At 50.0% G+C, this 14,542-nt stretch carries 13 protein-coding genes; 10 read left to right on the top strand and 3 right to left on the bottom strand.

Annotation, left to right across the window (positions count from 1 at the left end; all coding sequences use genetic code 11):
* Window positions 1–107 precede the first annotated feature (107 nt).
* Window positions 108–2,768 (top strand): DUF2235 domain-containing protein, encoded by a 2,661-nt coding sequence (locus tag QL223_RS12860; RefSeq protein ID WP_281544986.1) that lies wholly within the window; start codon window positions 108–110, stop codon window positions 2,766–2,768.
* Window positions 2,761–3,831 (top strand): hypothetical protein, encoded by a 1,071-nt coding sequence (locus QL223_RS12855; protein WP_281544985.1) that lies wholly within the window; start codon window positions 2,761–2,763, stop codon window positions 3,829–3,831. Before QL223_RS12860 ends, QL223_RS12855 begins: the two co-directional genes overlap by 8 nt.
* Before the next feature lie 14 nt (window positions 3,832–3,845).
* Here QL223_RS12855 and QL223_RS12850 read toward each other — a convergent pair whose 3' ends face one another.
* Window positions 3,846–4,751, bottom strand: a complete 906-nt coding sequence (locus tag QL223_RS12850; protein WP_281544984.1) for a LysR substrate-binding domain-containing protein — start codon at window positions 4,749–4,751, stop codon at window positions 3,846–3,848.
* Between the two features lie 100 nt (window positions 4,752–4,851).
* On the opposite strand from QL223_RS12850, the gene QL223_RS12845 reads away from it, so the two are divergent.
* Together QL223_RS12845 and hdhA are read left to right on the top strand one after the other, a co-directional pair.
* Window positions 4,852–6,105, top strand: coding sequence for a D-amino acid dehydrogenase (locus QL223_RS12845; RefSeq protein WP_002536888.1), 1,254 nt, complete (start codon window positions 4,852–4,854; stop codon window positions 6,103–6,105).
* A 160-nt stretch (window positions 6,106–6,265) separates the two neighbouring features.
* Window positions 6,266–7,033, top strand: a complete 768-nt coding sequence (gene hdhA / locus QL223_RS12840; RefSeq protein WP_281544983.1) for a 7-alpha-hydroxysteroid dehydrogenase — start codon at window positions 6,266–6,268, stop codon at window positions 7,031–7,033.
* Between the two features lie 121 nt (window positions 7,034–7,154).
* Here hdhA and QL223_RS12835 read toward each other — a convergent pair whose 3' ends face one another.
* Both QL223_RS12835 and phaZ read right to left on the bottom strand, forming a co-directional pair.
* Window positions 7,155–7,688 carry an SRPBCC family protein gene (locus QL223_RS12835; RefSeq protein ID WP_281544982.1) on the bottom strand — a complete coding sequence of 178 codons (534 nt, stop codon included), beginning with the start codon at window positions 7,686–7,688 and terminating at the stop codon, window positions 7,155–7,157.
* 107 nt (window positions 7,689–7,795) lie between these two features.
* The gene (gene phaZ / locus QL223_RS12830; protein WP_002536885.1) at window positions 7,796–9,037 is read right to left on the bottom strand and encodes a polyhydroxyalkanoate depolymerase; all 1,242 of its coding nucleotides are present in this window, start codon (window positions 9,035–9,037) and stop codon (window positions 7,796–7,798) included.
* A 398-nt stretch (window positions 9,038–9,435) separates the two neighbouring features.
* Here phaZ and QL223_RS12825 point away from each other — a divergent pair, with 398 nt between their 5' ends.
* The 6 genes from QL223_RS12825 to QL223_RS12800 all read left to right on the top strand — a co-directional run bounded on the left by QL223_RS12825 (window position 9,436) and on the right by QL223_RS12800 (window position 14,233).
* The gene (locus QL223_RS12825) at window positions 9,436–9,879 is read left to right on the top strand and encodes a PTS sugar transporter subunit IIA (RefSeq protein ID WP_002536883.1); all 444 of its coding nucleotides are present in this window, start codon (window positions 9,436–9,438) and stop codon (window positions 9,877–9,879) included.
* 10 nt (window positions 9,880–9,889) lie between these two features.
* Window positions 9,890–10,153: a PTS sugar transporter subunit IIB gene (locus QL223_RS12820; RefSeq protein WP_002536881.1), complete on the top strand. Its 264-nt coding sequence runs from the start codon at window positions 9,890–9,892 to the stop codon at window positions 10,151–10,153.
* A gap of 14 nt (window positions 10,154–10,167) precedes the next feature.
* Entirely contained in the window at window positions 10,168–11,520 is a 1,353-nt protein-coding gene (locus tag QL223_RS12815) for a PTS ascorbate transporter subunit IIC (protein ID WP_002536880.1), read from the top strand.
* A 52-nt stretch (window positions 11,521–11,572) separates the two neighbouring features.
* Window positions 11,573–12,409, top strand: a complete 837-nt coding sequence (locus tag QL223_RS12810; protein WP_281544981.1) for a transketolase — start codon at window positions 11,573–11,575, stop codon at window positions 12,407–12,409.
* Window positions 12,406–13,344 (top strand): transketolase C-terminal domain-containing protein, encoded by a 939-nt coding sequence (locus tag QL223_RS12805; RefSeq protein ID WP_281544980.1) that lies wholly within the window; start codon window positions 12,406–12,408, stop codon window positions 13,342–13,344. The genes QL223_RS12810 and QL223_RS12805 overlap by 4 nt, the downstream gene beginning before the upstream one ends.
* A gap of 160 nt (window positions 13,345–13,504) precedes the next feature.
* Window positions 13,505–14,233 carry a GntR family transcriptional regulator gene (locus tag QL223_RS12800; RefSeq protein ID WP_281544979.1) on the top strand — a complete coding sequence of 243 codons (729 nt, stop codon included), beginning with the start codon at window positions 13,505–13,507 and terminating at the stop codon, window positions 14,231–14,233.
* The last annotated feature ends 309 nt before the right edge of the window (window positions 14,234–14,542 follow it).

Below are 14,542 nucleotides of genomic sequence, written 5' to 3'. Positions count from 1 at the left end.
CCTTTCGGTTTTGCTTCCACTCCGTTGTGCTGCTCGCGTTTGTTCGGTATTTAACCAAAAAACAAAAGCACATCAGGAAAGAGTCAGTGGCGTACAGGGTTGTAAAAATGACCGAACTCGCATCGTACGAGTTCGGCAAAGTCGAAGGTGGATTTTCGACACTGGGTGAACGGGCATTGGAAGCCGTGTTGCCTCAAGGTGTCACCATACAAAAGTTCCAATCCCAGCTCGCATCGGGCGAGTACGTGTTACTGAGTGATGCACCTGTCACGCCAGCTCTGAAATCAACAACCAACTCCATGGGTGATAAGGTTTGGCAGGTCAACCCTGATGCCGAATCCAGCTTTTCCCCTGAAGCTAAATCTGCGCTGGCTTCCCGAACCAAAGCTAAAGGTTTTACCTCCCGCTCGGGCTCAGAATCTCAAGCCCCTGCAGAAGCGCCTTATACCCCTGAGCCTAAAGTAGAAGAAAAACAGGAAAAGCCTGCGCAGGATTACGAGTATCTGTTTGAGGTAGCCTGTTCGGAAGAGGTACTTGCCAGCGAAGTGGGGTGTCAATTTGCACTCGGTAAAACACCGAAGGAAGCAAGCATTGTCAGCTGGGAAACCAAACTCTCGGATACGGGCACCGTATTCTCTGCCAAAGCCACAGATGACACGCCGCGCAAACTTATCGCTAAAGTCGCCAGCGCAGAAAAAGGCGTGAGTAACCAGCCTCCTGTAAAGCTCAAACCCAAAGGCACTGACGCCGTTCGGGAAGCGTTTATTCCGGTGATTCCTGCCCTTCAACTTGGCGACCGTTTAGGCTTTCCGACTGAAGGTTACTTCTATCATTTCCACAAAAAGAAGCTGGTTCAGGAATACAAAATTCTCGGTGAAGGACGCTGGGCATTTCAGGCCACACGTTCAACGCCATTTAGCCTGAACAATGAGCAAGGGCTGAATAAATACCAGGGCGCGATTCTGCTTTACTGGAAAATCGACAGCAAAGTCGTCACCGACCAGCATCTTGTTTACCTCGACGCGCCTATTACTCAAGAGCAACTTGGTAACGTCAGTGATGAATGGCTGAATAAGAATGGCGTTGAGATAGACATCCCAACCCTGCTTGATGCCAAGATAGCCACAACGGCCGCCAAGAAGCCTTACAAACCGAAAACCTACAATGCGCCTGCTGACGTCGTCTACGACCACAAAGAACGCCTGCTAAACGGTTCAACACTCAAAGCCATCAACAACGAACGATTGGTAGAGAGTGGGTTGCCGGTGGTTAACATTAGAAAGCTACCTGAAAAAACCTTCAGGTTCGGAATATTCTTTGATGGTACTGGCAACAACCTTGAGAACGATAAGTACAAAGAAAACAGAGGCAATGCCTCCCGTACTAACGTTGCCAGGTTGTTTGAGGCTTATCAGGAAAAAGAGGGGGAAATAGCCAAGATCTATGTTTCGGGCATCGGTACAGTTGATTATGACAATGTGCCCAGAGCAGAGATGGAAAGAGCCATTGATGAAGGAGATGATTTAACCACCTGGGCTATGGCAACTGGTGCTCAAGACTTTTTATCTTTCAGTGAAACCGCGGCTTATTTTAAGTGGCAGAGATTACTTAACCAGCTTCATTTCATATGTACCAAACTTAAAAACGATGGCCTCTACTCTGATATCACTCACATTGAGTTTGATGTTTTTGGATTTAGCCGGGGAGCTGCTCTGGCACGACATTTTGTCAATGCTGCCAATGAGGGTATGCCAAATTACGAACTACCTAGAAGCGGTTCAGATGGTTTGAGCATTACCCCAAATCTGCTTGGTGGAATTAACCGCAACTCTTACGACTCAAAAGAAGGCTACAAGATAGATTTATCAAAAAGAGTAAGCGTCCGGTTTGTTGGCCTGTTCGATACTGTTGGCTCTTTTTACCTTGCAGGCAACAATGATGAAGGAGAGTTTAAACTGTCACTGGCCCCAGATAGCGCAGAGACTGTTTATCATATCGCCGCCTTCCATGAATATAGGAATAACTTCCCACTAACTTCTTTAAAAATCAATCAAACCCTCCCTGACAACTTCTTCGAGGATATTTTCCCCGGCGCGCATGCAGATGTGGGCGGCGGTTACCCTTCTATTGGGATATACGATAAGCAAGGACTTCCAGCTCGCTACGGAATGCCAATCTCAGAAAGCTACAACCGAGAGCTTGTTAAAACAGAGCCCGTCGATGAAGGCCAGTACTTTGAAAATGAAATACTTCTTCAAAAAGGACTTAGCAATGCTGGAGGAGATGCCTGGGCGCTTGGAGTCGCTAAACAAAAAGAAAAACAATGGAACGTGGAGTGCCAAAAAACCTTTCGTTTTGAAGTAAACAAAGGGCAACATGGTCATGTCAGGTACTACAACAAGAGGTACTATTTTTATCGACTTCAACCTCTACCAAATGCGCTTCAAGGTCTCGCTCTACTGAGGATGTTCAAACAATCCCAAGAATTTGGAGTATTGTGGGAAGCTGGAAATTTGGTCATTCCTGAAGACTTTATGAATAACGATAAACTAGTTTCTTTAGAGCGTAGTGTTAGCAGAATAGCGTCTGGTTCTGTGTCTCCTTCGGATTGGTTATCGGTAGTTGACCCCAAAGTTACTGAATGGATACATCGACCTTATGACATTTCAATCAGTAAAGGTTACGAAGGCATCACGGCCAAGCTTGCGAATTCTCCTCGCAGAAATGCTAACGGTGAATTGGAAAGGGAGATTTTCAGCAATGAGTAAAACTACGTTAATCATTCTTTTTATTTCGCTGATATCCCTTTTTGCCTGTTCCGAAGAAACAAACCAAAATCGTGTCGTTGCAAGTATTTCAACTGCAGGTAGTTTAGATGGCCCCTATAGCCTACCAACCATTCGGGTCACTGATGTGTCAGGCGGAGGCTCTGGTTTCGGGTTTGGTGCGGTAAGCAGCTTCCCTGGCGCAACCGCCGATCTGGGAGGAATAGGTATCCCTTCACATATTGAAGGCTACTGGGCGAAAAAGGGAGCTCCTGAAGCAAAGGTTCACACCCGTTTTTTTCATATCTCATCTCCTATCGACAGTGAGCTAGCCAGACAAAAAATTGAAACGCTGGATACCTATTACGAAAACTTCAAAAGCCCTTATTCACTCATGCAGTTTGTGGTCGACGGCGAAAGAGCCATGCTACTGTATTCTCTGGGATGCTATACCAAACTAGCTGACTGCACTCCCAAAATTAATGCTGACCCCAATGGTTGGGTTGTAAAAGATCCTAAAGGAGGGGCAGATGTTGTCGTTCTTTTCGATAGCTTAGGTGAAGCTTCGGCAACAGCCTTTCCAAAGTCCCCTTTTGATACACGCAGATTGGGTTGGGAAATGGTTCAGCATGGAGAAGTCAGCAGTTATGAGGTTGTTGACCTTGATGGTTCAACAGCAGGTGACAATGTCGAACTACCCGCGCAAATAACTGCTAATTGGCAGGAAACTATTAACCCAGAAGACGATTGGAAAGACTGGAAATACAATTACTACGCATTCCAGCATAAGATAGAAAACCTAGCTCAATTGGAGTCAAACATTCAAGCCTTTCGGAGAGAAGCTTATGATGGGTATCCAAAAGGCAGCAGAGTCAGAGTAATTTTGAACGGACCGAACATTGGTATCTTTTACACTGAATTTTGCTGGCTACCAGATGGTGTGTGCACGATTTCAGAAGACCCAGAAAAACGCTGGGAGTATATCCCCGAAATAGAAGATTACGGCGTCGTTTTATACCGAGGAAAAGCGCAACAGTCTGATACGCCTTTTGATGGAAACAAATAGGGCTTTAATCAGCCCTACCCAATCATCCCCTTCAACCACTTCACAAAGCTCTCTGTGCTCTCATCCTGCACATTGCTGATCAGGTAATACCCAGCGTTGGCTTTGATGGGCGAAAACGGTGACACCAACCTTCCGGTTTCCAGCTCATTGTCGATAAGCGCCATCCGCGCCATGGCGATGCCTACACCTGCTTCGGCGGCGGACATAGCCATATCAGTCCGGTTGAAAAAGTGGCCGCGGTCAGTGGGTACCGAAAGCTGCATTGCCTTGGCCCAGTTTCTCCACTCCAAATCTTTCTCTGCTTTTTCCCATGGCATGGCATCGTGCAGCAAAGTGACACCTTGCCAATGTTCTGATTTACCAGCATCGTTTTGCAGCCACTGGTGACGCTCCAGATATCTTGGGTTCATCACCGGCAGCAGGTATTCGTCCAGCAGAAGTTCGGCATTCGGATGTTTGAAGGCGTGTGGGCGATAGTCGATGGCAAGGTCAAAGTCCCGCGTATCCGCGTTCACCAGTGCGCCTTCCGCGAAGATCTGTACCTGAATGTCCGGGTAAACGTCGTGGAAGCTTTCGAGCTTTGGCACCAGCCATTTAAACGCAAAAGAGGGTGTGAGCTTGAGGCGGATTTCCTGTTTCTTTCCGGTATTGCGCTGCAAGCTGGCGATTTCCGCATCAATTTCTGCTAAATGGAAACTCACATTTTGGTGAAGCTGTTTACCCTTTTCGGTCAGACGAATACCACGGGAGTGACGTTCAAGAAGAGTGAAACCCAATTGCTGCTCCAGCTGCAGTAACTGTTGGCTCACCGCCCCAGTAGTAAGGTGCATGGCTTTAGCGGCACTGGTTAATGTGTTGTGCCTCCCAACTTCCGAAAAAGTATAAAGAGCACCGAGATGTTGGCTTTTGAGTGTCCGCATCTTTGCTTTTAGAAATTCTATACACAGTGATTAATTTAAATCGATTGTTAGGGTTATGTAAACAACGCAAACTCGCTCTGTCTGATAGGGGAGAATAATCATGAAAGCACTGGTCTTGGGAAGTGGCGTTGTCGGCTTGATGAGCGCCTGGTATTTGCAGCAGGCAGGCTACAAAGTCACTGTTGTTGATCGCCAATCTAAAGCGGGCGAAGAAACCAGTTTCGCCAATGCAGGGCAGATTTCCTATGGTTACTCCTCCCCTTGGGCGGCACCCGGCATTCCGCAAAAGGCCATTCGCTGGCTGATGGAAGAACACGCACCGCTGAAAGTGAAGCCGACGCTGGATCCACAGCTGATCAAATGGGCGACACAAATGCTGTCGAACTGTCAGCTTGATCGCTATCAGGTGAACAAATCCCGCATGTTGGGCATTGCTAACCACAGCCGTGAGTGTCTGCTCGCGCTTCGTGACAAGCACAACATCGAATATCAGGGCCGTCAGAAAGGCACACTGCAAATCTTCCGTAATCAGAAGCAGCTTGATGCAGTGGAAAAAGATATCGCCCTTCTGGAGCAAAGCGGCACCCGTTATCAACGCATGACGATAGAAGATTGCATCAAGCAAGAGCCGGGGTTGGCGTCTGTGAGCCACAAGCTGACTGGCGGTCTCTACCTGCCGGATGACGAAACGGGTGATTGCTACCTGTTCTGCCAACAAATGACTGAGCTTGCCAAAGCACACGGCGTGGAGTTTATGTTCGACACCGAAGTGAAGAATGTGAAACGCGAAGGCACCCGCATTGTCAGCGTGGTGACGGACAAAGGCGAGCTGGAAGCAGACGCTTATGTGGTCGCGATGGGCAGCTACTCAACCAAGTTTATGGCAGGTCTGGGTCTGAGCATTCCTGTGTACCCGGTGAAAGGTTATTCGCTCACCGTGCCAATCACTGACGAAACGCAGGCACCGACATCAACTGTGATGGACGAAACCTACAAAGTCGCTCTGACCCGCTTTGACGATCGTATCCGTGTCGCAGGCACCGCTGAGTTGGCAGGCTTCGATCCTTCTATTCCGGAAAAACGCAAAGCGACGATTTCAATGGTTGTGAAAGATCTGTTCCCACACAGTGGCGATTTCGACAAGGCCGAGTTCTGGACAGGTTTCCGCCCAATGACGCCAGACGGCACGCCGCTGATTGGTAAAACGCCGTTCGACAACCTGTTCACCAACACAGGTCACGGTACGCTGGGCTGGACCATGGCGTGCGGCTCTGGTCATCTGCTGGCACAAATCATCTCCAAAGAGATCACCAGTAATGTCGAGGGTCTGGATTACTTCCGCTACGCGGGATAACACACCTGACTAGCAGAGGGAGCCACAAGGCTCCTTCTTTGCGTTCTTCCCCAAAAAACTCTCCTTCTAATTTCCCATCCCACTTTGTATCAAGAATAACGCGCGCGCTTCTGGCTGTGGCATCTAGTCTCAATGCATCTTCTTGCAATGAGGGCTTGTTATGTCAGTCATCCAACAGTTCAGCCTTGATGGTCAGGTTGCCATTGTGACCGGCGCTGCCGCGGGTATTGGTCGCCGAATAGCCGAAGTGTTTGCTGATGCAGGCGCAGAGGTGGTGGTCAGCGATCTGGATTTGAATGCCGCTAACGAAGTCGCCTGCAATATCAATGCGACGGGCAGACATGCTATCGCCGCAGCCTGCAACGTCACCAAAGAAGAAGACAGAGCCGCACTGGTTGAACGTGCTGTCACCACATTTGGCAAGGTGACAATCCTTGCCAACAATGCAGGCGGTGGCGGCCCCAAACCTTTCGACATGCCCATGGCAGACTTTGAGTGGGCGTATCAACTCAATGTGTTTGCCCCTTTCAGGCTGATGCAGCTTTGTACGCCGGAAATGGAAAAAGCCGGCGGAGGCGCGGTGCTTAATATCAGTTCGATGGCTGGTGAAAATAAAAACTGGATGATGGCGTCTTATGGCTCGTCGAAAGCCGCCATCAATCACCTCACCCGCAATACCGCTTTTGATTTGGGTACCAAGGGCATTCGCGTGAATGCCATTGCACCGGGAGCAATCCGCACTGCCGCGCTGGAGAAAGTGCTCACCCCTGATATTGAAAAAGCCATGCTGAAACACACCCCTCTCGGAAGGCTTGGGAAAACCGATGATATTGCGCTCGCCGCACTGTTTCTGTGCTCGCCAGCTGCGTCTTGGGTGAGTGGTCAAGTGCTGACTGTCAGCGGCGGTGGTTCGCAGGAATTGAGTTGAAGATCATCTTTAACGAAAGTTAACCCCTCCTCGCCTCTCCCCTGAAAAGGGTGAGCCAAGACCGGTTGTGTCCTTCCCTTTAAACGGGAGAACCAAGGATGGGGTTAAATGGGAGTAAATCTTACTTTTCCATCTCTGCTTTCAGGTTGTCTAACCCCGCTTTATAGAGGCCGGTGATGGCTGAAATGGCTGTTGCGTCGTTGAGGTTTTCAGGCGGATCGTTGTTCGGATAGCCACGGTAGAATCCGGCCTTCCACGTCACGATACTTTTATCACCTTCTGCTTTCACCTTGATGGTGGACTGGTAATTGGTGACGGGCAACAAGGCGGTGTTTTCTTTGGTGATCTTGTACTTGAGCATCATGGCGTCAGGGTTGTAGCGTTTGATCTCTTCCGTCACGCTTTGATCGCCCACATACACCACACGCACCGCCCCTTTCTCTGTCGGGTTTCCAGATTCCATCACCACTTTGGTGACAGGTGGCAACCAGGAAAGGCTGTCGAATGCCCCCACCGTTTTCCACACTTTTTCAGCCGGCGCATTGATGGTGACAGACTCAGAGACTTTTAGTCTTGATGGGCCATGGGCATTGGCCGTGGAAACGCCAACAATCCCTGCCAGCATCACAATGACGGGAAGTAGTTTTCGTAACATCCGCTGTTCCTTCTCAAACCGTTTTGTTTCTTTTATAGCGACGATCAGGAAGGAACAGAATCACGCCAGTGGCAAAAGTGTTTTCTCCACTGGCGCGTAAGAATGGGCTATGCCGCCTTCACCATCTTCGGATTGTACTTCTTAATAAACCCTTTGATCTTCGGCGCAATCGCCTCGCGGTAACGGCGGCCGTTGAATATCCCGTAATGGCCCACGCCTTTTTGCTCGTAATGCATTTTCTTGGATTTAGGGATGTTAGGGCAGATGTCGAGCGCAGCAGCTGTTTGACCTCTGCCGGTAATGTCATCCAACTCCCCTTCAATGGTCAGGAGTGCTGTCTTTTTGATGGCAGCAAGATTGATGGGTTTGCCACGATAAGTCATGGTGCCGTTTGGCAGGTCATGTTCCAAAAACACCTTTCGGATGGTGTCGAGGTAGTAATGAGCAGGCAAGTCCATCACGGCCAGATATTCGTTGTAGAACTTGCGGTGCGCTTCCGCGTTATCACCATCACCTTTGACCAGATCGCCGAAAAACTTAAAGTGCTTTTGCACATGGGTATCAAGGTTCATCGACATAAAACCCGAAAGCTGAACAAACCCTGGGTACACCACTTGTCCTGCACCTTCGTATTGCTCGGGTACAGTACAAATCACGTTGGACTCAAACCACTCTAAATCCTTGCCGCTGGCGTAGTCGTTTACTTCGGTGGGATTGATGCGGGTATCAATAGGGCCGCCCATCAAGGTCACGGTTGCAGGCGCGGCAGGATTCTTCTCGGCAGACATCAGCGCTGTCGCCACCATCAAGGGCACACTTGGCTGGCATACCGCAATGGCATGGGTATCTGGCCCCAGTAGCTCTAAGAATTCGACCAGATAATCCACGTAATCATCAAAATGGAATTCCCCTTCCGTGAGCGGCACATCGCGGGCATTACGCCAGTCGGTGACATACACATCGTGATCCGGCAGGAAGGCATCAATAGTGCCGCGCAATAGCGTGGCAAAATGGCCGGAAAGCGGTGCAACAAACAATACTTTAGGCTGATTGGGTTGCGCTTTGCTGCGGCGGAAATGCAGCAGATTACAGAAAGGCTTATTGGCAATCACATTGTATTGAATCGCGAGCTTTTCGCCTTTGATAACGGTGGTATCAAGCCCCCAAGCAGGTTCGTCGTAGCAGTCTGTCAGCCGCTCCACCAGCTCCATGGAGGCATCAAGCGTTCGGGTTACCGGAGAGGTTTTCATTGGGTTCCAGGGCGCGGCATTCACATCCCTGATAAATTTGACCCAACTGTTCAAAGGCTTGATGGCATCCATATAGGTTGCGTTGAATTGGTAAAGCATAAACCGCCCCTTAATTCTGGCTGACTACAAAGGTGGTTTCATTTTTATTAGCGATAGGTTGCCGCTTATTGATTAACCACACAATTAACATACTAGCCCAGATCGCAGCGTTAACGCTTTGGCAAACTTCTACACAGACATCGATGCAAAAATAACCCTGAATTCACATAAGCACTCATGCACATATCATCAAGTCATTCCCAATACTCGTCAGAAGATCTCACTTTAATCCGAATGTGATACGAAATAAGTCGCCATTGTGACCATGAAAACACTGTGGAGATATTGCGAAAATATCCGGTAACAGGTTAGACCTCCATCACGAAAAAGTGGTTTTCAAACCGCTACATTGTCACCTGTATAGACAACTTGTTAGCTGTATAAGCATGGTGGTATGTATGCTTTCAACCTTACTCTCCGAGCACCGCATTGCGGTGGTAGATTCCGTGTCTGACTGGAAAGACGCCATTCATCAGGTGTGTGCGCCTTTAGTGAAATCCGGCGATATCGAGCCTGATTACCAGTCTGCCATTATCGACACCACTGAGTCGCTTGGCCCTTATTACGTGCTGGCACCAATGATTGCCATGCCACATGCCCGCCCGGAACAGGGCGTGAACAATAACGCGCTTTCCCTGCTCGTCGTCCGCAATGGCGTCGAGTTCCACAGTGAAGAAAACGACCCGGTGAAACTGCTGCTTCTGTTGGCTGCAAAAGACAGCGATCAGCACATCGAGCTCATCACCAAAATCTCTGAGTTCTTCTGCTCCGACGAAGACGTTTTAGCCGTCACCGAAGCGAAGAACACACAAGACATCATTGAAATTATTAAAAAATATTGAGGGTAACACTATGCGTATCATGGCCGTTTGTAGCACAGGTCTGGGTTCTTCTTTCATGATCGAGATGAAAGTGAAGGAAGTTATGCGTGAGTTGGGCGTTGAGGCAGAAGTGAACCACACCGATTTGGGTTCCGTGACGCCAGACATGGCAGATGTGTTCATCTGCACCCGCGATTTGGCAGACAGCATTCATGCCGGTGACGTGATTTCTATCCCTAACATCACCGACAAGAACGCAATGAAAGAACAGCTCGTCGCTTACATGAACCGTTAATTGAGGGTTTCGCTATGCTCGACTTCATCACTGACATTCTAAGTACACCTGCGATCCTTATCGGTATCGTGGCCCTGATTGGTCTTGCTATCCAGAAAAAATCGAGCTCTGACGTGATCAAAGGCTCGATAAAAACTGTCCTTGGTTTCATCGTGATCGGCGGCGGTGCCGGCATTCTGGTGAGTGCCGTTACCCCAATGGGTGTGCTGATGGAAGAAGGCTTCAACCTTCGCGGCGTCATCCCGAACAACGAAGCGATTTACGCCACTGCAATGGCGGAATTCGGTGCAGCAACGTCCATGATCATGGCGTTCGGTATGGTGGCGAACATCTTCTTTGCCCGCTTCAGTAAGTTCAAATACATCTTCCTGACGGGTCACCACACCCTATACATGGCATGTATGATTGCGATCATCCTGAGCGTGGCAGGCTTTAGCGGCGCGTCTTTGGTGTTCCTGGGCTCTGTGTCTCTGGGCCTTATCATGGTGCTGTTCCCGGCCATGGCACAGCCATTCATGCGTAAGATCACCGGCAGTGATGATGTGGCATTCGGTCACTTCTCTACCGTGGGTTACGTGGCATCTGGCCTTGTCGGTAAGCTGGTCGGTAAAGGCTCTAAGAGCACTGAAGAGATGAACCTGCCAAAGAACCTGGTGTTCCTGCGCGACTCCTCCATCTCTATCTCGCTGACCATGGGTATCATCTACCTGATACTCGTGATGGCAGCAGGCAGTGAGTTCGTCACCGAAAACCTGAGTAACGGTCAGAACCCGATTGTTTACGCGATTCTGACGGCTATCGGCTTCGCAGCGGGTGTGTTCGTTATCCTTCAGGGTGTGCGTCTGGTACTCGCAGAGATCGTACCGGCATTTACCGGTATCTCCCAGAAACTGGTGCCAAACGCGAAACCAGCGCTGGATTGTCCAATCGTATTCCCTTACGCACAAAACGCGGTACTGATTGGCTTCCTGTGTAGCTTCCTTGGCGGTCTGGTGAGCATGGGTGTACTGGGTGTGATGGAGCTGACGCTTATCCTTCCGGGCGTGGTCCCTCACTTCTTCACTGGCGCAACAGCGGGTGTGTTCGGTAACGCAACCGGTGGCCGTCGAGGCGCGGCAGTGGGCGCATTCATCAACGGTGTGGTCATTACCTTCCTGACCCTGTGGCTGCTGCCTGTACTGGGCGACCTGGGCTTTGCCAATACCACTTTCTCTGACTCTGACTTCGCTATCACAGGTATCTTCCTGGGCTATCTGGCGATGCTGGGCAAAGAGGCGGTCATTCTGGGTGTGGCAGCCGTTGCCGCACTGGTTCTGAGCACCAACTTCATCGGCAAGAAAACCGCCGAGACAGCAGAAAATATCTAATTTCAGCGCGGGCTGACCACCAGCCCGCCCTTCTCTTTCTCCCGAGGTAACTATGCAATCTTTACTCGATCTGCGTCAGATTGAGGCCTTCAATCTGTCCATCAAAAAAGAAATGGCAAAGGCTCTACTGAACATGGGTTACGGACACTTTGGCGGTTGCCTGTCTGTCACTGAAACACTGGCTTGTCTGTACGGCCGCTACCTAAAGCACGACCCAGCCAACCCGAAAATGCAAGACCGTGATTTGTTTGTGCTGTCTAAAGGCCATGCGGGTCCAGCGCTTTACGCTACTCTTGCTCTTCGCGGCTTCTTCGATATCGAATGGCTGAAAACCATCAACGGTAACGGTACTAACCTCCCAAGCCATGCGGACATGAACAAAACGCCGGGCGTGGACATAACAACTGGTTCTCTGGGTCAGGGCATCTCATGTGCGGCAGGTATGGCGGCGGGCTCCGAATCAACGGTTTACACCATTGTCGGTGACGGCGAGCTTCAGGAAGGTCAGTGCTGGGAAGCGGCGCAATTTGCCGCGCACCACAAGCTGTCGAATCTGGTGGTGTTTGTCGACAACAACAAGCGCCAGCTTGATGGCTACATCGACGAGATTCAGGCGTCTTTTGATCTTCGCGAGAAGTTCGCTTCCTTCGGTTTCAACGCCATTGATGTCGACGGTAAGAGTGTCGAAGCCATCTGCGCCGCGATTGAAACCGCACAGGCTGAAACTGAGCGCCCAACCGCCATCATTCTCGATACCGAAAAAGGCCAGGGCATGCCAACCGTGGAAGCGATTGAAGCCAACCACCATTTGCGTTTAGACGACAACCTGCGCGCAGCCATTGAAGCTGACATTGCGATGCTGGAACAAAAAATCGAGGAGCTGAAATGAGCAAAGAACTTCGCGTTATCCATGCAGAAATGCTGATGGAACTGGCTGATCAACACGACAATGTGATGGTGCTGGAAGCCGACCTTGCAGGCAGTGTGAGCACCAAGAAATTCGCGGACGCTTTCCCGAATCACTTCCTGAACTGTGGTATTGCTGAAGCCAATATGATTGGCGTGGCGTCCGGACTTTCAGCGGTTGGCAAAGTGCCCTTCGTTCACTCGTTTGGCTGCTTCGCCACCCGTCGTTGTTACGATCAGATTTTCCTTGCAGGTGGCTACGCAGGCCAACATATCAATATTTTCGGCAGTGATGCGGGCGTTACCGCTGTCACCAACGGCGGTACCCATATGCCGTTTGAAGACACAGGCCTGATGCGCTTGGTGCCGAATGCGACTGTGATTGATGTGTCAGATGAATCGGTGCTTCGCGCAGCAATGCGTTATGCCTATGAGCACAAAGGGGTGAACTACATACGTTCTACCCGCAAAGATTTGCCGGCGATTTATGGCTCAGAAGATGAGATTGAGATCGGTAAGGGCAATCTTTTGAAAGATGGTGCGGATCTCACCCTCATCGCGGCGGGTATCTGTGTGCATGACGCGCTGGAAGCGGCAGAGCAGATCGAAGCTAACACAGGCAAAACTGTTGCGGTTATCGACATGCACACCATCAAACCGCTGGATACCGAGCTTTTGATTACAGAAGCGCGTAAGACGGGTCGTGTTGTGACGATTGAAAACCACAATGTGATTGGTGGTCTGGGTGATGCGGTGGCTTCTGAACTGCTCTCGGGCGGTGTTGCGCTGCAAAGCTTCCATAAGCTTGGCGTGCAGGAGCAATACGGTCAGGTAGGCTCACTCGACTTCCTGAAAGATGCATACGGCATCAGCGCCGAACGCATTGCGGATTTCTGCACCACCTTGTTAAGCGCTTAGTCCTCAACTGTCGCACTAAGCAAGCGACAGTTTGTATTCACCTAGCGATAACATAAACTAAGCGGCGGATCAGGGATCCGCCGTTTTTGTGTCTGCAAAATAAATAACACTCAATAACATTGCAGTCAGTCGGCTAATAAATAACGAAAAAAGAGACGCTATGACGTTTAAAGTGACAGGGAAGCAACAGGAAGTCATCGACTTCATTGAGCGCAAAATCTCGAGCGCTAACCTTTCCCCCGGCGACAAGCTGGATACGGAAGCGGGTATCGCCAAACACCTGGGTATTACTCGCGTGACCGTGCGCGAAGCTACCCGCTATCTGGTCGAGCAAGGCATGGTCTATCGCGTAAAAGGCTCCGGTCTTTACGTCGGTTCAGGACAAGCTGCGCCGAACGGCAACTTCCATGTGCTTTCCCCCTTTGATGAACAAGCCCAGAAAGCAGGCCAAAGCGCTGTCAGGCGCGTGATTTCCAGCGCGATTATCGAAGTGCCTAATGTGCAAATCGCCCATGCTCTTCGTATCAAACCCAATGAAAAGGTTTACTACATCGAGCGTTTGATGAGCTTTGGCAACATGCCGGTGTCTTTTGAGCAAACCCATATCCCGGTCGCCGTTTGCGATGGCTTTGAGTTCAATCAAATTGAACACTCAAAATACGGCTACATGGAGCAGATGACTGGTAAGAAAGTACAGACTCGCGAACAAGATATTTCCGCCTTTAATCTGCGGGATTTAGAGCTGGCAGAACTTCTCAATGTCGATGAAGGACAGGCTATGATCGAGCTTCGCGAAGTGGTCTCTTTTGATGATGGCACCCCCTTCGAGTACACCATCGCCACAATTAACAGCGATTTGTTTAATATTCATCAAGTTACCCAACGGTAGGGCCTGTTGACCTTTGGTGGTGATTTTTGCAGCCGTTTGTGGGGATTTTATGCAAGGCAGAGGCTTCGATGTGTAGCTCGCCTACATGAGAAGCCGATAACGCAGCAGAAATTCCCCCACAAACGCAGCCCGAAGGGTTCGACTGCGCGTCCCGTACTCTAAGCGTTTTATGCTTTGTTGAGGTGTATTTGCTTAGAATGCTAGGCGGCACACACCTCGCCGCGCCTAAAACGCTTATAGCTAGAACAAAGTTTAACCACCAAAGGTCAACAGGCCCTGGCACTTACTTTCCCACCAGCCCTTCCTGGG

Origin of the sequence: Grimontia sp. SpTr1 (genome assembly GCF_947387585.1) — a bacterium.
GTDB classification, from domain to species: domain Bacteria; phylum Pseudomonadota; class Gammaproteobacteria; order Enterobacterales; family Vibrionaceae; genus Enterovibrio; species Enterovibrio indicus.
This window is presented reverse-complemented; position numbering and strand designations above follow the sequence as displayed.

Excerpts from the sequence above, each read along its gene's own strand:
- QL223_RS12860 (WP_281544986.1), top strand. The coding sequence starts at position 108 with ATGACCGAACTCGCATCGTACGAGTTCGGCAAAGTCGAAGGTGGATTT.
- QL223_RS12855 (WP_281544985.1), top strand. The coding sequence starts at position 2,761 with ATGAGTAAAACTACGTTAATCATTCTTTTTATTTCGCTGATATCCCTT.
- QL223_RS12850 (WP_281544984.1), bottom strand. The coding sequence starts at position 4,751 with ATGCGGACACTCAAAAGCCAACATCTCGGTGCTCTTTATACTTTTTCG.
- QL223_RS12845 (WP_002536888.1), top strand. The coding sequence starts at position 4,852 with ATGAAAGCACTGGTCTTGGGAAGTGGCGTTGTCGGCTTGATGAGCGCC.
- hdhA (WP_281544983.1), top strand. The coding sequence starts at position 6,266 with ATGTCAGTCATCCAACAGTTCAGCCTTGATGGTCAGGTTGCCATTGTG.
- QL223_RS12835 (WP_281544982.1), bottom strand. The coding sequence starts at position 7,688 with ATGTTACGAAAACTACTTCCCGTCATTGTGATGCTGGCAGGGATTGTT.
- phaZ (WP_002536885.1), bottom strand. The coding sequence starts at position 9,037 with ATGCTTTACCAATTCAACGCAACCTATATGGATGCCATCAAGCCTTTG.
- QL223_RS12825 (WP_002536883.1), top strand. The coding sequence starts at position 9,436 with ATGCTTTCAACCTTACTCTCCGAGCACCGCATTGCGGTGGTAGATTCC.
- QL223_RS12820 (WP_002536881.1), top strand. The coding sequence starts at position 9,890 with ATGCGTATCATGGCCGTTTGTAGCACAGGTCTGGGTTCTTCTTTCATG.
- QL223_RS12815 (WP_002536880.1), top strand. The coding sequence starts at position 10,168 with ATGCTCGACTTCATCACTGACATTCTAAGTACACCTGCGATCCTTATC.
- QL223_RS12810 (WP_281544981.1), top strand. The coding sequence starts at position 11,573 with ATGCAATCTTTACTCGATCTGCGTCAGATTGAGGCCTTCAATCTGTCC.
- QL223_RS12805 (WP_281544980.1), top strand. The coding sequence starts at position 12,406 with ATGAGCAAAGAACTTCGCGTTATCCATGCAGAAATGCTGATGGAACTG.
- QL223_RS12800 (WP_281544979.1), top strand. The coding sequence starts at position 13,505 with ATGACGTTTAAAGTGACAGGGAAGCAACAGGAAGTCATCGACTTCATT.